The sequence below is a fragment of the Chitinophaga sp. YIM B06452 genome (assembly GCF_039655965.1).
Lineage (GTDB): Bacteria > Bacteroidota > Bacteroidia > Chitinophagales > Chitinophagaceae > Chitinophaga.
In genome coordinates this window covers 867,659-886,154 of sequence record NZ_JAWLKY010000001.1, presented here as the reverse complement: position 1 = coordinate 886,154, position 18,496 = coordinate 867,659, and the positions used below count along the sequence as shown (strand labels likewise).

The 18,496-nt window shown below is 53.6% G+C and carries 16 protein-coding genes; 11 read left to right on the top strand and 5 right to left on the bottom strand.

Annotated features, from left to right (window positions below; translation table 11 throughout):
• Positions 1-381 precede the first annotated feature (381 nt).
• On the bottom strand, positions 382-615 hold the full coding sequence (locus tag R3I13_RS03240; RefSeq protein WP_346316484.1) for a hypothetical protein: 234 nt from the start codon (positions 613-615) through the stop codon (positions 382-384).
• Between the two features lie 384 nt (positions 616-999).
• Here R3I13_RS03240 and R3I13_RS03235 point away from each other — a divergent pair, with 384 nt between their 5' ends.
• Entirely contained in the window at positions 1,000-1,512 is a 513-nt protein-coding gene (locus R3I13_RS03235; protein WP_346316483.1) for a hypothetical protein, read from the top strand.
• 58 nt (positions 1,513-1,570) lie between these two features.
• On the opposite strand, the gene R3I13_RS03230 is transcribed toward R3I13_RS03235, so the two are convergent.
• Positions 1,571-3,121 carry an SUMF1/EgtB/PvdO family nonheme iron enzyme gene (locus tag R3I13_RS03230; protein WP_346316482.1) on the bottom strand — a complete coding sequence of 517 codons (1,551 nt, stop codon included), beginning with the start codon at positions 3,119-3,121 and terminating at the stop codon, positions 1,571-1,573.
• A gap of 193 nt (positions 3,122-3,314) precedes the next feature.
• On the opposite strand from R3I13_RS03230, the gene porU reads away from it, so the two are divergent.
• From porU to R3I13_RS03195, 7 genes are all read left to right on the top strand, one after another.
• Positions 3,315-6,689: a type IX secretion system sortase PorU gene (porU, locus tag R3I13_RS03225; RefSeq protein WP_346316481.1), complete on the top strand. Its 3,375-nt coding sequence runs from the start codon at positions 3,315-3,317 to the stop codon at positions 6,687-6,689.
• Between the two features lie 127 nt (positions 6,690-6,816).
• A complete protein-coding gene (porV, locus tag R3I13_RS03220) occupies positions 6,817-7,983 on the top strand; it encodes a type IX secretion system outer membrane channel protein PorV (RefSeq protein WP_346316480.1) in 1,167 nt (388 codons plus the stop codon).
• Between the two features lie 87 nt (positions 7,984-8,070).
• Positions 8,071-8,553, top strand: coding sequence for a 2-C-methyl-D-erythritol 2,4-cyclodiphosphate synthase (ispF, locus tag R3I13_RS03215; protein ID WP_346316479.1), 483 nt, complete (start codon positions 8,071-8,073; stop codon positions 8,551-8,553).
• 32 nt (positions 8,554-8,585) lie between these two features.
• Positions 8,586-9,029, top strand: a complete 444-nt coding sequence (gene dut / locus R3I13_RS03210) for a dUTP diphosphatase (protein WP_346316478.1) — start codon at positions 8,586-8,588, stop codon at positions 9,027-9,029.
• A 2-nt stretch (positions 9,030-9,031) separates the two neighbouring features.
• Positions 9,032-10,771: a tetratricopeptide repeat protein gene (locus R3I13_RS03205; RefSeq protein WP_346316477.1), complete on the top strand. Its 1,740-nt coding sequence runs from the start codon at positions 9,032-9,034 to the stop codon at positions 10,769-10,771.
• A gap of 43 nt (positions 10,772-10,814) precedes the next feature.
• A complete protein-coding gene (locus R3I13_RS03200) occupies positions 10,815-11,651 on the top strand; it encodes a DUF4292 domain-containing protein (RefSeq protein WP_346316476.1) in 837 nt (278 codons plus the stop codon).
• 57 nt (positions 11,652-11,708) lie between these two features.
• On the top strand, positions 11,709-13,139 hold the full coding sequence (locus R3I13_RS03195) for a peptidoglycan DD-metalloendopeptidase family protein (RefSeq protein WP_346316475.1): 1,431 nt from the start codon (positions 11,709-11,711) through the stop codon (positions 13,137-13,139).
• A 63-nt stretch (positions 13,140-13,202) separates the two neighbouring features.
• Here the strand turns inward: R3I13_RS03195 and bshA are convergent, their stop codons facing one another.
• Positions 13,203-14,339, bottom strand: a complete 1,137-nt coding sequence (gene bshA / locus R3I13_RS03190) for an N-acetyl-alpha-D-glucosaminyl L-malate synthase BshA (RefSeq protein ID WP_346316474.1) — start codon at positions 14,337-14,339, stop codon at positions 13,203-13,205.
• A 76-nt stretch (positions 14,340-14,415) separates the two neighbouring features.
• Between bshA and R3I13_RS03185 the strand changes: the two genes are divergently transcribed.
• On the top strand, positions 14,416-15,789 hold the full coding sequence (locus R3I13_RS03185) for a M20/M25/M40 family metallo-hydrolase (RefSeq protein ID WP_346316473.1): 1,374 nt from the start codon (positions 14,416-14,418) through the stop codon (positions 15,787-15,789).
• A 2-nt stretch (positions 15,790-15,791) separates the two neighbouring features.
• Positions 15,792-16,187, top strand: coding sequence for a hypothetical protein (locus R3I13_RS03180; protein ID WP_346316472.1), 396 nt, complete (start codon positions 15,792-15,794; stop codon positions 16,185-16,187).
• 84 nt (positions 16,188-16,271) lie between these two features.
• Here R3I13_RS03180 and R3I13_RS03175 read toward each other — a convergent pair whose 3' ends face one another.
• A complete protein-coding gene (locus R3I13_RS03175) occupies positions 16,272-16,982 on the bottom strand; it encodes an SAM-dependent methyltransferase (RefSeq protein WP_346316471.1) in 711 nt (236 codons plus the stop codon).
• The gene (locus R3I13_RS03170) at positions 16,966-17,745 is read right to left on the bottom strand and encodes an EI24 domain-containing protein (RefSeq protein WP_346316470.1); all 780 of its coding nucleotides are present in this window, start codon (positions 17,743-17,745) and stop codon (positions 16,966-16,968) included. The genes R3I13_RS03175 and R3I13_RS03170 overlap by 17 nt, the downstream gene beginning before the upstream one ends.
• Positions 17,746-17,837: 92 nt before the next feature.
• On the opposite strand from R3I13_RS03170, the gene R3I13_RS03165 reads away from it, so the two are divergent.
• Positions 17,838-18,449, top strand: a complete 612-nt coding sequence (locus R3I13_RS03165) for a DNA-3-methyladenine glycosylase (RefSeq protein WP_346316469.1) — start codon at positions 17,838-17,840, stop codon at positions 18,447-18,449.
• Positions 18,450-18,496: the final 47 nt, after the last annotated feature.

Sequence of the window (18,496 nt, the reverse complement as noted above, 5' to 3'; positions counted from 1 at the left end):
TCTATTTTTTGAGCTTTATTTTGCTTGGGTGGGTTTCATTATGAAATGTAGCTTACCGAAACGAGGCAAACGGAATTATGCCCTGGTGTAGTTATTTATAGTTATCCTTAGCTGGGTTTCTCCTATTATCCCAAAAAATAAGTAGTGTTATTTCCTGTTTTCGGGGTTTTACCTGGTAGACGAGGGTTATTTGTTTCATGACCACTGCTCTATGGACATTTTTATATTTGCTGGATTTGCGGAATAATTCAGGTTGTTCCCTGATTATCTGAAGTATGCTATTTACTTTTTCGGTGAAAGCAAAGACCTCTTTTTCTGTCCAGTTTTCGTTTAGGTAGTCAATATTCTGCTGAAAGGAGTCTAAAGCCGGAGTAGTCCAGATTATTTTAAACCCCATTTGCCAAATTTTTGTACAGCTTCCTCATGTGTAATGGTTTCCCCTCTTTTGGCTGCTTGCATAGCTTTTTCAATAGCCCCCCGTTCGGCGGGGCTTATTTCATCCCACCAATCGTTATCCTCTTTCTTCAAAAGGTTCTTGATTTTTGCCAATATACTTTTATCGTTAGTAGCTAAAAGGAGCCGGGCAAGTTCTATTTTTTCAGCATGAATGTTCATGAAACAAATTTACGGATTTTAGTATTATCTCAATGCGCTTCCCCTGCCTCAATCATACCTTCCCAACGCCTTTACCCCCTTTCACGAACGCTTTAACCTCCTGGTATCCCTGCCGTAATATGGGGCGAGAATGCAGACTGGATGTAGACCAGATGCAGATTAGAGGTAGATAAGAAGTAGACTAGGCGCCACCTGAACCCCGGGTCACAGTAACAATGCACAATGAGGCAAACGATGGTTATGTTGGAGCTTCAACGCCAATTTTAAGCGGCCAAAACGACCCAAAACGGCCAAAACCGGCAAAAACGGCCACTTGGTTTGGCAGGTGTTACACGCGCCGATAAATTTGCCTGATAACTAAATTTTTTCACCAAAACAATTTTTATGGCTAAACAAGCAGGATTGATCAAGCTTACCGGTACCATCGGTAACATCACTTTTTACAAAATGAACGGGAAATATTATGCCCGCAGCAAAAGCTCGTTAACCGCCAAACGGGTTAAAAAAGACCCCGCATTCGAGCGCACAAGAATGTATGCGCAAAGGCTGGGGCTCGCATCCAAGGCTGCCGTGAGGGTTTACCGCTCTTTGCCCCCGCAGGAACGTGAAGTGGCCTTTTACCGCAGGATGGTAAGCAAAGGGCTGCAGCTGTTAAAAGAAGGATGCCCGGAAGAATTGCTGGAAGGCGCGCTAAGGGTGTTTTTCTTCCCGGTACCGGAAACCGCGACCGGCCCGGCAAATATTGCCGTTGCAAAAGAAACGCCGCCGGCCGGAACGGCAATAGCGAAACCACCGCAGGGTGCAGCGGGTTATTGTGTGAACAGGCAGGGGAAGCTCATGCGCTGCAAAGCTTCTGCGCTGCCGGTTACCGGTATCATCCCCGCGCGGCCATCATAAAAAAAGAGGCCGTCCCCACAGAGACGGCCTCTTCGTATGTAAAACAGTTCGCTGTTGTTTATCGCTTCTGGCGTTGTGAGCGGAACACGTTGCCGGTCTTGAACTTGTTGCCCTCAGGGCTGCCCACACGGTCCATTGCGCAACGGAAACCTACGGTGTTGGTAGCCATGTCTTCCTGCATGAAACGGCGGTTGCCGGGGGAAAGCCAGTAAGCACGGTCGTTCCAGCTGCCGCCTTTCACCACGCGGGATTTGTCGTTGATCAGGGTGGTGATGCCGTAACCGTATTCAACGAGAGACAGGCTGTCGCCGTCCAGGTAGTTGATCACGTCGCCTTTCTGGTAGTTCAGGCGGCTGGCGGATTCTTCGTCGGTCACATCGCGCATTTTCAGGGCGCCCAGGCTGTCTTTCTCGAATTCTTTTTCAGCATTCTGGTAAACCGTCTGGAATTTGTTACCGCGGAAATAGTTGAAGTCATCGCCGTCGATGGTGGTCAGCGGGCGGTAAACGTCGTTCACCCACTCGCTCACGTTGCCAGACATGTTATAGATACCGAAAGTGTTCGGGAAATAAGAACGTACGGGTGCGGGGATGGATGCACGGTCGTTCAGACCGCCTGCCATACCCATGTTGTCGCCGGAGCCGCGTTTGAAGTTCGCCAGGAACTGGCCCTGCCAGTTGCCGCGGCGGATGTCGCGCAGGCCGCTGTTGTTGGTGCCCCAGGAATAGATCTGTTTGTTGAGGATCAGCTCTTCACCGCGTTTGCCTTCTTTTTTGGAAGGGCTCGGGTTCTGGCCGATATAACCCAGCGCAGCGTATTCCCACTCAGCTTCGGTAGGCAGGCGGTAGTTCGGCAGCATGATACCGTCTTCGAACTGGGCGCCGCGGGGTGAGCCGTCGGGGTTGCTAAACTGCTTCTTGGCGGTTTTGCTCATTTTACCGGGAGTGCCTTCGTAAAGACCGGCCAGGTAAGATTTGCTGTCGAAAGTATTATCGTCCGCCTGGTTCATGATGTCTGCTTTAGACAGCAGGCCGGCGTCCATGAGGAGCTTTTCGTTCACACGGTTGGAGCGCCATTTGGCGTAATCCGTAGCCTGCTTCCAGGTAACGCCTACCACCGGGTAGTCGTTGTAAGCCGGGTGGCGGAAATAATATTCCACCAGCGGCTCGTTGTAAGCCAGCTCGCTGCGCCATACGAGGGTATCGGGCAGTGCGCCGCGGTATACGTCCGGGAAAGATTCGCCGTACATGCGGGTGAGCCAGTACAGGTACTCGCGGTAGTTTACGTTGGATACTTCGTTCTCGTCTATATAGAAAGAAGATACCGTGATACGGCGGGGTATATTGTTCCAATCCATCATGACGTCCTGCTCGGTGGCGCCCATAGCGAATGTGCCGCCCGTAACGAACACAAGACCGGGACCTGTAAATTGGTCTTTACTCTTGGCAACGGAAAAACCACCCATTTTAGGGTCATTATAGTTCCAGCCGGTAGCGGAAGAAGATTCTTTCTTCTTCCCGAAAAGGCCGCCGCCGTTCTTACTACAGGCCGACATGGACAACATCACACCGGTGCCTACAATCAAGGATAAGGAGGTTAATCTGCGCATGCGATAACAGCTTTTGATCGATACAATTTAAGTATTCAACTAAGTAAACGCAAATGTAATTCTTTTTATTTTATAACAAAATTAATTAATCTGTAATGTAATAACCCTAAAAGTTTACCGGGAAGAGCCCCCGGGTTGCGAAATACCCTGTAATACATTAGGTTTGTGTTGAATACAAACCCTGCCATTCTTTATGATCCGCTCCCGCTTTGCCCTTTGCGCTATCCTTTGCCTGCTTTGCGGGGCGGGCCGGGTTGCCGGCCAGCGTACCTACGCGCCCCGCTCGGTACTGGCGGACGGCAGCTGGTACAAGCTGGCCGTAAAAGAAGCCGGGATCTACAAAATAGACGCTTCCCTGCTCCAATCCATGGGAATTTCCACCGCTAATCTCGCATCCGGTTCTATCCGCCTCTTTGGCAACGGGGGAGGCATGATCCCGGAAGACAATGCCGCCGCCCGGCCCGACGATCTTTTACAGAACGCCATTTGGGTGGCAGACGGGGGCGACGGACTGTTTAACGGCAACGACTATCTTTTATTTTACGCTCCCGGCCCCCGCCGCTGGCAGCGGGATGGCAGCGGGTATTACCATACTACGCATCTCTATGCAGACTCAGCCTGTTATTTCCTGAATATTGCTCCCGGCGGGCTGCGGATAGCTTCGGACCCGGGCATGCCCGCGGCCACGCAAACGGTAACGGCCTATGATTTTCATACGGTTCATGAAAAAGACGAAGTGAATATCCTGTCCAGCGGCAAACAGTGGTTCGGCGCGCTGTTCAGCACCGTTCCCGGCGGGGTAACAGAAAGAAGTTATACGCTGGAAGCGCCCGGAGGGCTCACCGAAGGGCGGCTGCGCATCAGGCTGGCGGCCCGCAGCATGGCCGGCGCCCGGTTCGACCTGGGGCTGAACGGCGCCACGCTGCGCTCGTTCCTGCCGCCGCCCGTGAACGGGAATATTTTTGACACCTATGCCAGCACGGTTACCGAACGGTTTGCAGCCGGTGGCGGGAATTATACCCTGAAATTCACCGGTAATTCCAGCGCACAGGGCTGGCTGGACTTCATTGCCCTGGAAGGCCGCGCCCCGCTTGCCCTTCCGGCACAGGGCGCGCTGTTATTCCGCGATTCCCGCAGCACAGGCGCCGGGCAAACCGCGGGTTTCGAACTGGCTAACGGCGCCGCCCAAACGATGATCTGGGATGTTACCCAGCCGCATCAGCCGGTGAAGCTCCAAACCGTTCTCACCGGCAGCACGCTTCGTTTTTCGAGGGATGCTTCCATGACCCGCGAATATGCCGCTTTCAACCCGGCTGCGCTTCCCGCGCCGGCGTACGTGGGGCCGGTGCCCAACCAGGACCTGCATGGCCTTTCCGGCGCAGACATGCTGATCATCACGCCATCCGCTTTCCAATCCGCCGCCGCCCGCCTGGCAGCCTGGCACCGCGAAACGCATGGCCTGCAGGTGCATGTGGTGGCCACGGAGCTGGTCTGGAACGAATTCGGTTCCGGCATTGCAGATCCTGCCGCCCTGCGCGATTTCCTGAAAATGCAGCACGACCGCGGCGGGCTGAAATATGTGCTGCTGTTAGGCCGCGCGTCTTATGACTATAAGGACCGGGTGCGGAACAATACGAACTTTGTACCCGCCTGGCAAAGCGAAAACTCCCTGCATGGCATTAATAGTTATGTGTCCGACGACTTTTACGGTTTCCTGGGCAACCAGGACGATATTAACGGAAGCGGCGCCCTGCTGGACGCGGCGGTTGGCCGGTTGCCAGTGAGGAGCCTACAGGAGGCGGATATTGCAGTCAATAAGATCATACAATACAATACCCCCGCGGGTTTTGGCCCATGGCGGCAGGAGATGACCTTTGTGGCGGACGATGAGGACGGCAACCTGCACCTCGAAGATGCGGAGACCGTCAGCAACATCATCACACAGGAAGAAAGCGCATTCAACACCGGCAAGCTATACCTTGATGCGTTCCCCCAGGTATCCACGACTGCCGGAAGCCGTTACCCTGCAGTGAATGAGGCCATCCGCCAGCGCATGTACAGCGGCAACCTGGTATGGAATTACACCGGCCACGGCAGCTTCAACCGCCTGGCCGAAGAGGCCATACTCGAAGAAAGTGCCATCGACGGCTGGCAAAATGCGGGTAAGCTGCCCCTGATAGTGACCGCCACCTGCGACTTTGCGCCTTTCGACAACCCCGATTTCAATTCCCTGGGCGAGAAGCTGCTGATGCGGGAAAACGGCGGTGCGATTGCGCTGATGACCACCACCCGAGCGGTGTTTGCCTATTCCAACCTTGTGATGAACGCCAACTATTTCCGCCGGGCTTTCAGCCCGGGTACGGGCGGCAAAATGCCTACGCTGGGCGAAGGCGCCATGCTGGCGAAGAATGATACCTATGCCCAGAACGGGGATGTGATCAATAACCGGAAATTCCAGCTGCTGGGGGACCCCGCCATGCCGCTGGCCTTCCCGAAATGGAGGGTGACCACCGATTCGCTGAACGGCAGGGCGATACAGCCAACAGATTCTTTAAAAGCGCTGGGCAGGTACACGATTGCCGGCAGCATGAGGGATGGGCTGGGTAACCTGCAAAGTGGCTACAATGGAATGGTGGACGTGACCGTGTACGACAAACCGGCGGCCCGCAGCACCCGCGGCAACGACCCCGGCAGCAGCCCGGTGAGCTTCAGCGTGCAGGACCGCATATTGTTCCGCGGCCGCGATACCGTGCAGAACGGGCGTTTCCGCTTCACTTTCGTGGTGCCTAAAGATATGAGCCAGGCAGATGGCAACGCCCGGCTGAGCTTTTACACCAGCAATGCCGCGGAAGACGGCGGAGGTTTTTATAACCGCCTGGCAGCCAACGGCACAGCGCCCAATGCGCCCGAAGACCGCGAGGGCCCGGCCATCAGCGCCTGGATGAACGACCGCGGCTTCAACAGCGGCGACATCACCCACGAAAACCCGCTGCTGCTCATCAACCTGCGCGACCCAAGCGGTATCAACGCCACCGGCAATGGCATCGGGCACGATATTACTGCCATCCTGGACGATAGCACGCAGTTCTTCATTCTCAACGATTTTTACGAAGCCCTGCCCGGGGATTTCCGGGAAGGGAATATCCGTTTTCCTATGGCGGGGCTGGCGCCCGGGGAGCATACCCTTACGATCCGCGCCTGGGACAGCTACAACAATTCCACCACCATTAACATCCGATTCACAGTGATCCCCAAAGCCTCGCTGGCAGTGGAAAAAGTGGGTAATTTCCCCAATCCTTTCAGGGGGCAGACACGCTTTATATTCTATCATAACCAGCAAGGCACTGATGTTGATGTGGTTATACGTATCTTTACAGCCGCCGGCCAAAACGTGAGGACCATCAGGCAAACAATAAATACAGGAAATGGCCGTTATGATGGCGTCTCCTGGAATGGTACGGCCGACACAGGATCGAGAGTGACCCCTGGCATCTACTTTTATCAAATCGTTGTAAGGGCTAAGGATAATACTCAAAAAGTATTCGGAGGGCAACTCATATTATTATAAGGTATAGATTAAAAATTGACTATATTTGAAAAAATAATATTATACGTTGCGCCGCCCTTTACTTGGATTTAATAAATTAGACATTATTTTTACATTTAAGCTAACTACTAACTAAATATAGTATTGCATGTTTTCCAGGATAACGACAGTTGTTATTTGCATTTTCTCCCTGTTCCTATGCCAGCGTACTTACGCTCAATTAGACCCATCAACTCCCGTTGACGGCAGGCAAAATGTGATCAGCACGGCTGTTCCCTTCTTAAGAATATCCCCGGATGCCCGCAGCGGCGCTCTTGGCGATGCCGGCATTGCCCTTTCGCCCGACGCCAACTCCGTGTACTGGAACTTTTCCAAACTCCCCTTTGCCAAACAGAAATCGGCTATTGCCGTAACATATACGCCCTGGCTGAAAGAGCTGGTGAGTGATGTGTTCCTGGCGCAGGTGGCGGGTTATACGCAAATAGACGAATTGCAGACCATCGGCGGTTCTCTCCGTTATTTTTCCCTGGGCGATATTGAGTTCAGGAACAGCAACGGCCAGTTCGACGGTAACTTCCGCCCCCGCGAATGGGCGTTTGATGCAGGATATGCCCGCAAGCTCAGCGATAACTGGAGCCTGGCGGTAGCGCTCCGCTACATCCATTCCAGCCTTGCTTCCGGCACGATAGACAACCAGCCTATCCGGCCGGGACGCTCTGTAGCGGCGGACCTTTCCGGTTTTTATACCAAGGATTTTGAAAATAATAACGGGACGAATAACAATTTCAGCTTTGGTTTTGCCATCACCAACATCGGCCAGAAGGTTTCCTACACGCAATCCGCGCAGAAAGACTTCCTGCCTACCAACCTCGGTGTTGGCGCGGCTTACACCATTGGCCTCGACGAATACAACAAGGTGACCTTCATGCTGGACGTGAACAAGCTGCTGGTACCCACGCCGCAATACCAGGGCGATACCATGCTGATATATCCTGACAAAAGCGTACTGGAAGGCATCTTTTCCTCCTTCGGCGATGCGCCCGGCGGCATGAAGGAAGAACTGCATGAACTGATGTATTCCGTAGGCGGCGAATACTGGTACAACGACCTGTTTGCCGTGCGCGCCGGTTATTATAACGAGCACGCCACCAAAGGCAACCGCAAATACTTTACAGCCGGCATCGGCGTTAAATACAACATCTTCGGGCTCAACTTCTCCTACCTGGTGCCCTCCGGTACGGGGATCCAGCGCAACCCGCTGTCTAATACGCTGCGCTTTACGCTCAGCTTCGATATCGGCGCCAATGAAGAATAGAACGTATCTTTGCCATAACTGACTTTGAATAAATCCTCCGAAGCTATGGGGGATTTATTATTTTACGGGTCTGCTAAATAAACGAACATGAGCAAGTTAAGGATAGGATTAGGCGTGGATTTTCACCAGCTGGTGCCGGACAGGGATTTCTGGCTGGGCGGCGTACTGGTGCCGCATACCAAAGGCGCGCTGGGGCACAGCGATGCAGACGTGCTGCTGCACGCCATCTGCGACGCGATGCTGGGTGCTGCCAGCCTGGGAGACATCGGGGTGCATTTCCCGGATACGGACCAAACTTACAAGAACATAGACAGCAAGATACTGCTGGCCCGCACCGTGGAGCTGATCGCGCAGAAAGGCTACAACGTCGTGAATGTGGATGCATCCCTTTGCCTGCAGGCGCCCAAGATCAAACCATATGTTCCCGCCATGCAGGAAGTGATCGCGAAGCACCTGGGCGTGACCGTGGAGGAAGTGTCCATCAAAGCCACCACTACCGAAAAGCTCGGCTTTGTGGGGCGCGAAGAAGGCGTGGTGGCCTATGCCACTGTACTGCTTGAAAAGCAATAACTGATTTATAGATAACTGTTTACCTTTGTTCAATGGCTGATATTCAAGTAAAGATCATCAATCGCTCGGCAAACCCTTTGCCATCATACGCCACGGCAGATGCCGCCGGCATGGACCTGCGCGCCAACCTGGAAGCTGCGATCACATTGCAGCCGATGGAACGCACCCTGGTGCCTACCGGCCTTTTCATGGAACTGCCTGCGGGCTTCGAAGCGCAGGTGCGTCCGCGCAGCGGCCTCGCCATCAAGCAGGGCCTTACATTGCTTAATACGCCTGGCACGATAGATGCAGATTACAGGGGAGAGATCAAGATCATCGTGATCAACCTCTCTACCGAACCACAAACCATCCAGCATGGGGACCGCATTGCCCAAATGGTGATTGCGCCCTTTGTACAGGCCACCCTGGCGGAAGTACCCGAATTATCGGACACAGAAAGGGGCGCCGGAGGGTTTGGCCATACCGGAAAATCCTGAGCATGCGTTTAACCGGAATATTCACTACTGTCACCGCGTGCATGATAGCCGCATCCTGTGGAAGCAATAAGAAGATTGTTTCCGCACCCGGCCCTGTGCAGCAGGAGGTAATGTCCGCGCGGGCAGACAGCCTGTTTTACGCCGCCCAGCGTTCCAAGATGCTCGGCGATTACAAAACGGCCATCACCCAATATTCCGATTACATCCGCCTCAACCGCGACAATCCCACCGTTTATTACGAACTGAGCCGCCTGTTCCTGGAAGTGCGCAACCCGCAGTACGCGCTGGGCTTCGCCCGCCGCGCCGCCGCGATGGATACTTCCAACAAATGGTTCCAGATGGCGCTGGCAGACGCATTCACCGTGAATGAGATGTTCGACAGCGCCGCCGTGGTATACACCCAGCTCAGCAGCCGGAGCCCGCAGGATGAAGACCTGCTTTTCAACAAAGGCATTTCTCTTTCCAAAGCCAAAAATTATTCCGCCGCCCTCGAAGTGTTCGACACGCTGGAGGCCAAGGTAGGCGTGGCCGAAGAGATCATTTTCCAGAAGCAGCGCATTTACCTGCGGCTGAATATGGTAGACGAAGCGGCCGCCGAAGTGCGCAGGCTGATAGCGCAGGAACCCAGCGAACTCCGCTACTGGGGCCTGCTGGCAGAGATCTACGAATCCGTGGAACGCACGAAAGACGCCAGGGCCGTATACGATACCATTCTCACCATCGACCCGCAGCACCCGCGCGCGCTGATCGCCATTGCAAATTTTGAAAAGAAGAACGGCAACGAACCGCAATACCGCGCATACCTCATCAAAGCATTCAGCAACCCGGGCTACAGCATAGACGAAAAAGTGTCTTTCGTATACCCGTACCTGCAAATGCTGGAAACAGACACGACCAAGCGCGACGAAGGCATCCTGCTCACGAAACTTATTGTGGACTCGCATCCCAACGAAGCGAAAGCATACGCCCTTCGCGCGGATATGTTCTCCCAGGCCAACGAGGCAGACAGCGCCATCGTGAATTACAACAAGGCCATTTCGCTGGACAGCACGCGCTTCAGCGTCTGGTACCAGCTGATGTGGATGTATTCCCGGGCAGACCAGTCGGATTCCTTGCTGCGTATAAGCGATCACGTTATCCGGCAGTTCCCGAAAGAGTTCATGGGCTATTATTTCAACGGCCTGGCCAATTATTTCAAGCAACGCCACGATGCGGCCGCGCGTTCCCTCAACACCGCCCTTGCCATTGGCGGGGAAAAACGGTTTGTAGGCGATGTGTATGCGCTGCTGGGCGATACCTACCATGCCAGCGGCATGCATGCCCGCAGCGACAGCTGTTACGACATGGTGCTGAGCCTGCGCCCGAAAGACCATATCGTGATGAACAACTACAGCTACTACCTGTCTATGCGGGGCGACAAGCTGGAGAAAGCCGAGCAGCTCAGCCGCCGCTCGCTGGAGCTGCAGCCTGAAAGTCCCACCTACATGGACACATACGCCTGGATACTTTTCCGCCTGGGCCGCTATAAAGAAGCAAAGGAATGGATCGAGAAAGCGCTGCAAAACCCGGAGGCCCGGCAGGACCCGGACGTGCTGGAACATTACGGGGATATCCTTTTCAACCTGAACGAAAAAGAAAAAGCCGTTCAGTACTGGCAGCTGGCCAAGGCCAAGGGCGCTAATTCCCATGGCCTGGCGAGGAAAATAGCAGAGAAACGCTACATCAGGAACATGGACCGGTGATTGCATGCATTCACTGGTTGATCATAAAACTATTACACGCACAATGAAGCAAAAAGCAGTACTACAGCTTGTTACATGCCTGGTCAGCCTGGCTTTGTTCAGCTGCCGTTCTACAAAGATCACACGCGCCACTTTCCCTTCAGATACTTCTTCCGCGCCGCGTAATACCGCCGATTCCCTCAGCCGGGAAAAGGAGCTGGCACTCGCGCGCAGCATCCATGAAAAAGTGAATGCCAACCGCCTGGAGTACAGGACCTTTTCCGCTGAAATGAAAATGGATTATGAAGATGACAAGGGGAAGAAAATGAACAACCTTGGCGTGAACATCCGCATGCACTACGACAGCATCATCTGGATCCGCGTATCCGGCCCGCTGAACGTAGAAGGCGCGCGTATCCTGGTAACGAAAGACAGCATCAAGATCATTAATAAAATGGAAGGCACCGTTACCCTGCGCAGCGTAAGCCAAGGCAAAGAACTGCTGAAAATGGACCTCAGCCTTTCCGCCCTGCAGGACCTGATCGTGGGCAACCCCGTATTCCTTTCCGATTCCATCAGCAATATCGTTACTACACCGTCCATCATTTCCTTTACATCTTTGCAGCCCGAGCTGGTGAGCATGTTCAACATCTTTGCGGACGATTTCGTGATACAGCAATGCAAGATCACTGAAAAAGACAGCACCAAGGCCGATCCCCGGGTGGTGGAGCTGACCTACGGCGATCATAAGCCGGTGGAAAACAAAAAGCTGGCCTTCCAGCGGAAGATCTACGTGGAAGAAAAGAACGTGGTGAAAGTGGCGCTGGACTTCAAGAAGATGGAACTGAACAAACCGCTCACGTACCCCTTTGCCATTCCTCCATCCTACACCCGCGAGTAAACAATTTCGTTGTATATTTAACGTTATAAATCATCACTAAATAGCAATATGGTGCAATTGAAAAAGTTTATCCCTGTTTTATTGTTGGCGCTGGCCCTCATGCCCGTTATGCTGCATGCGCAAAGTAACCAGCCTTCAAGGGAAGAACTGGAGAGGAGGAAGCGCGAACTGCAAAAGGAAATGGAGGAAGCGCAGGCTATTTTGAGAGAAACAAAAAAATCCAGCAAGGAAAGTTTAGGCCAGCTGCGCGCGCTCCGCAACAAAATTGACGTACGCAGCCGCATGATCCGCAACATCAATGAAGAGATCAACTTCATCAATGGCGACATCAACAATGCGCTCCGCGATGTAAAGACCCTGCAGAACGACCTGGATACCCTCAAGCAGCAATATGCCCAGCTGATAGTGGCCGCTTATAAGAACAGGAGCTCCTATGCGCTGATGAACTTCATCTTTTCGGCAGACAGCTTCAATGAAGCCATCAAACGTTACCAGTACCTCAAACAATACCGCGACTTCCGCCGCCGCCAGGCAGACAATATCATCGAAACCCAGGCGCAGCTGCAACAAAAGGTGAAGAACCTGCAGGACCAGCGCGTGAAACGTTCCGCCACGCTGAAAACCGAGCAGGAAGAACGCGCCACGCTCGAGAAGGACCGCAAGGAAAAAGATGAAGTGGTGGCCAAGCTGAAAGGCCGCGAGAAGGAGCTGTTGGCGGACATCAGCCAGAAACAGAAAGACCAGAAAAAGATACAGGACCTGATCCGTTCCGTGATCCGGAAAGAAATAGAAGCCGCACGCAAAAAAGCAGAAGCTGAAGAGCTGGCCCGCAAAAAGGCCGCTGAAGCAGAACGCAAACGCAGGGAAGAAGAAAGGCAACGCCAGCTGGCCGCTGCAAGAGAAGCCGCCAAAGCCGCGGCAGCCAACAATGCAGCCAATAATAATACCGCCGCTGCCCAACCCACGCCGCCGCCACCGCCGAAACCCACGCCGGAACCGCCCGCCCCTGAAGCAAAACCGGCCCGCGTATACAACGTACTGGAAGCATCGCCTGAAGCGGCCGCCCTGTCAGAGAAATTCGAGGACAACCGCGGTAAGCTGCCATGGCCCGTGGAATCAGGCATGATCATCGGCTGGTTTGGCAAGCAGAAAAATGCGGACATGGAAAGGGTCGTGGAAGAGAATGACGGGATGATATTCGCCACCCGCAAAGGCGGCAATGTAAAAGCTATTTTTGAAGGGGAAGTAAGAGTGGTAATGGCGATCCCCGGCGGTGGATATTCCATCCTGGTGAAGCATGGCCAGTATTTCACGAATTACGTGGGCTTGCAGAGCTTCGCGGTAAAGTCCGGGCAGAAAGTAAAAACGGGCCAGGTGATAGGCACTGCCAAAAACAATGACGAAGAAAGCGCCGGCGTAGTGGAAGTGCAGATCTATAAGCTGGATAAATTACAGAATACCAACGTCTGGATACCCAACCGCAGGTAATTGTTCAAAAGATATAAAAAAAAGGCGTCCCTTAACAGGACGCCTTTTTTGTTTTCTGACCAATTATTTCACCAGTGCCTGTTGCATCACGGCATCATACAAGGCTTCATACTGCGGTATGATATTGTCGATGTGGAAACGGGAAGCCTGCTCCAGTGCGCCTTTGCGCAGCTCTGCCAGCAGGTTGTCATCTTTCAGGATGGCAATGGCATGCGCCGCCATCTGGTCCACATCGCCTACCGGGCTGCTGTAGCCGGTCACCCCGTCGATATTGATCTCAGGGAGGCCGCCCGCGTTGGAGCTGAGCACCGGCACCTGCGAAGCCATCGCTTCCAGTGCGGCCAGGCCGAAGCTCTCGTATTCGGATGGCAGGATGAACAGGTCGCTGATAGACATAACGTCTTCCAGCTGCTCCTGCTTGCCTACAAAACGGATATCATCGCAGAGGCCCAGTTCGCGGCAGAGGCATTCGATAGAAGGCCTGTCTGGCCCATCGCCCACCAGCAGCAACTTTGCAGGCATTACATCGCGCACCTGCTTGAATACTTTCACTACGTCGGGCACGCGTTTCACCTTGCGGAAGTTGGACACGTGCAGGAGGATCTTTTCACCGTTGGGCGCCACCGCTTTGCGGAAATGCGGAAGGTCTTTCCGCGCAAAACGTGCCGTGTCCACGAAGTTGTAGATCACCGAAATGTCCTTTTCGATGGGGAATGACTTGAAGGTCTCTTCCCGCAGGTTGTGCGACACCGCGGTAATGGCGTCGCTTTCATTGATCGAAAAGGTAACTACAGGGGCATAGGTCTTATCCTTGCCTACCAGCGTAATGTCCGTTCCGTGAAGGGTGGTGATGAAAGGGATGTACCGGCCGTGCTTGGCTACGATCTGCTGTGCCATGTATGCTGTGGAAGCGTGGGGAATGGCATAGTGTACATGTAAAAGGTCTAATTTCTGGTTCAGGATCACATCCACCATCGTGCTGCTGAGCGCGCTTTCATAAGGCGGGAAGTCGAACAGCGGATATGTCGGAACCTGTACTTCGTGATAAAAAATGTTGGCGTGGAAGCCATTAAGGCGGACGGGTTGCTGGTAAGTGATAAAATGTACCATGTGCCCTTTGTCCGCCAGCGCTTTCCCTAATTCAGTGGCCAACACACCGCTACCCCCATAAGTAGGATAGCAAACTATTCCAATGCGCATCCCTGTGGTGTTTTTATGAGTTGCTAAGGTACATATTTTAAAATTAGTTAGCTTTAAAGCCAAATCTAGATCACTTATGCGAAAGCCAATTTTAGTCCTTGCAGCCTGTTGCGCCGCCCAGTTCTCCTTCGCGCAGCAGGATGACTCCGCCACCATCCGCCGCCTGGCAGATGAGGTGCTGACCAACGGAAAAGCCTACGAAAACCTGCGCGTTCTTACCAAAACCATCGGCGGCCGCCTGGCCGGAAGCCCACAGATGGTGAAAGCCGAAAAATGGGGTGAAGCCGCGCTGAAAGCGGCCGGGGCGGATAAGGTATGGACCCAGGAATGTATGGTGCCGCATTGGGTGCGTGGTGAAAAAGAACAGGCACGCATCGTGAGCAAACGCCGCGACTATGTTGCGCCCCTCAATATCATCGCCCTTGGCAACTCCGTGGGCACGGGTGCAAAAGGTATTACCGCGCCCGTGATAGAAGTGAATTCCTTTGAAGAACTCGAAGAAAAGAAGGACCAGGTGAAGGGAAAGATCGTGTTCTACAATTATAAATTTAACCCAAAGTTCATCAAGACCTTCCGCTCCTATGGCGACGCCGTGCGCTTCAGGGGGCAGGGCCCGAGCCGCGCGTCGAAGTACGGCGCATTGGCCGTGGTGGTGCGTTCTATGAGCCATAGTACAGACAATCACCCGCATACCGGTGCCACCCGCTACAACGATTCCTTCCCGAAGATCGCCGCGGTGGCCATTGGCCTGAAAGACGCGGAGGTGCTGAGCAAACGCATTGCCGGCGATCCTTCCATGCAACTCTTCCTGCGCACCACCTGTGTGATGCTGCCCGATACCACCGGCCACAACATCATCGGCGAGCTGCGCGGAAGTGAATTCCCCGATGAATATATCACCGTAGGCGGCCACCTGGACGCATGGGACAATACCGAAGGCGCGCACGACGATGGCGCCGGCTGTGTGCAGAGCATAGAGCTTATCCGCGCATACAAGGCCCTCGGCATACGCCCGAAACGCACTATCCGCGTGGTTTTGTTTGCCAATGAAGAGAACGGCCTGCGCGGCGGCAGCAAATACGCCGAACAGGCGAAAGCCAATAACGAGAAACATATCTTCGCCCTCGAAAGCGACGCCGGCGGCTTCACGCCCCGCGGTTTTACCATGGAAATGAGCGATGCCCGGCGCAGCAAAATAAAAAGCTGGACGCCGCTTTTCCTGCCCTATGGCCTCTATGATTTCGATGAACCGGGTGGCGGGGCAGACATCGGCCCGCTGCACAACCAGCTGGGCACACCCATGGCTGAACTTTCTCCCGATTCCCAGCGTTATTTTGATATCCACCATGCCGCTTCAGATGTTTTTGAAGCGGTGAACAAGCGGGAACTTGAACTGGGCGCCATCGGGATGGGCGCTCTGGTGTACCTGGTAGATAAATACGGTTTATAACTATGAAAAGATTTATTCTCGTTATCGTTGCAGTGCTGCTGCTCATTTTCGGCGTCTTCTTCGCGATCCGTTATTATTTCGTGTTTGGCCGCGGCACCAAGGCCGGCGAGCTGAACTTCTTCGTGCAGAAAGGTTACGTCTGGAAAACCTACGAAGGCCGCCTGATCCAGACGGGCTTCAAACCCCAGAACCTGGGCGGCGTGCAGTCCAACGAATTCCAGTTTTCCGTAACCAGCGAAAAAGTGGCCGCACAACTAATGGCCGCGAGCGGCAAGCTGCTGGAGCTGCATTACAAAGAATACCTGGGCGCGCTTCCCTGGCGCGGTTACAGCAATTTTATCGTGGATAGCGTGTTGTCTGTAACCGATCCTGCCACGGGGAAGAAGGTGCCTTTTTAGGATAATTGTTTTTAGAAGAAAAGCCGGGTTGTTATGCAGCCCGGCTTTTTTTCGGAGACTACCAGGCGTAAAAAGCGTGAAAGTTCATCCGGCGTACAATAGAAATATCGCGGGCCGCTTATGAAAGTCCGCATCGGTTTGTTTCTTCCACTGCGCCACGCTTTGTGTGCGGATATATTCCGTGGGGGCCGTGAGATCCGCCGCCACGCAGAGTTGCGTGCGGTCGTTACAATTGGCGAGTATGTCTTTCAGCAGCTGGTTATTCCGGTAAGGCGCTTCAATGAACAGCTGGGTCTGCTGTTTCCTGGCTGAAACCGCTTCCAGCTCTTTGATCGCTTTGGCGCGTTCGGGCGGCTTCACCGGCAGGTAGCCTGCAAACTGGAAGTTCTGCCCGTTCATGCCGGAAGCCATCAGCGCCAGCAGCATGGAATTGGGGCCTACCAGCGGTACTACCCTGGCGTTGATGTTATGCGCGGCCTGTACCACTAATTGCCCCGGATCGGCAATGGCGGGGCAGCCCGCTTCGCTGATCACTCCGATGGAACGCCCTTCCAGCAAGAGTTTACGGGCGATGCCCAAATCCGGTGGGTTGTGCTCGTTCATCAGGTGCAGCTGCAGCGAATCGATGTCGATAGACCTGTCCAGCGCTTTCAGGAAACGGCGGGCCGTTCTTTCATTCTCCACGAAAAAAACATCCAGTCGTTTTACCGTATCGGTAATGTAAGGCGGCAGGCTGAAGAGTGCATCTGCGCTCAACACGGTCGGTATCAGGAAAACTTTACCTGGCTGGGGCATCGGGCAGGCGTTGTTGTTGTAAATGAATAGTGGCGGCAATGACGGCGTAACAGGGCGCGAGGATCCAGCCCAGTAAAGGGATGAACATCATCAGGTAAAACACCAGCCCGTTGCCGATGGCCATGCCTTTGTGCTGGCCGATGTATACGATGCTCTGCTTCATGGTCCAGCGGCGGCGTTCGAAGCTGTAATCCATCATGGAGAACCCGAAATAATAACACTCCACGAACAGTGCTATGAGCGGCGTAAGCCAGCCCAGGATGGGAATGAAGGCCAGTATGGCGATGATGAGCATGAACACGGTCTGGTACAGCAGGTTACGCAGCGACAGGCGGATGCCGCGGCCCACGTCTTTCATGAGCTGGGAAAAGCTGAACGGGAAATCTTTCCGCTGCATGATGGCTTCCGTTTTTTCAGACAGGTAAGCAAAAAGCGGTGAGCCCACTATCAGGAAAAGATATTTGAAGAATGAAAAATACATGAGCAGGAAGACCATCCGTATCGCTAAACCTACCAGCAGGAACAGGAAATTGACCCAGCTGTTCTGCAGCTCTTCTATCCAGGTTTTCAGCGTGAGCAGGTTCAGCACATAATCAATGAATACGCCGGAATAGTCCCACACGAAATAAATACCTGCTGCAAACAGGAGGCAGTAAATAAGGCCGGGTATAATGATCCACTTCCACAACCGGTTTGCCGAAATGAACTGGTGCGCTTTGCCGTAAGACTGAATGGCGCCGAGTACTTCTCTTAATGAAAACAACTTTCTTTCTTTTTTAAAATGACGCAATCAGGCAGAGGGAGTAAACAAAGGGACATGGATGTAACGAATGTAAAATAGTAATATTTTGCAGTATGGCTAAACTGGAAAGGGCATTTTATGCTGATAAAGATGTGTTAAAAGTCGCAAAAGCACTGCTGGGTAAGGTTTTGGTGACGGAAATTGGCGGCATTCGCACATCCGGCAGGATCGTGGAAACAGAGGCTTACAACGGCGTGGCAGACCGGGCTTCCCATGCCTGGAATAACCGCAGGACCAACAGGACGGAGATCATGTTCGGCCCGGGTGGCGTGGCTTACGTGTACCTCTGTTACGGCATTCATCATCTTTTTAACGTGGTCACGAACTCGGAGGATGTGCCGCATGCCGTGCTGGTACGGGGCCTGGAGCCACTGGAAGGTATAGATCATATGCTTTTCCGCTGCGGCAAGCAGAAGGTGGATTACACGCTCACCGCCGGTCCGGGCAGCCTTTCCAAAGCCCTTGGCATTACCACCGCGCTCACCGGGCAAAGCCTGCTCGGCGATGTGATCTGGATAGAAGACGCGCCGCCGGTGGCTAAGAAGGATATAGTGGCGGGAACGCGTGTAGGCGTGGCGTATGCGATGGAAGACGCCTACCTGCCCTACCGTTTCTCCGTGAAAGGAAGCCCCTGGGTGAGTAAAGGGAAAGGGCTGGTAAGATGAAGGACAGTACTAAAAATAAGAAGGGCCTGCATAAACTGCAGGCCCTT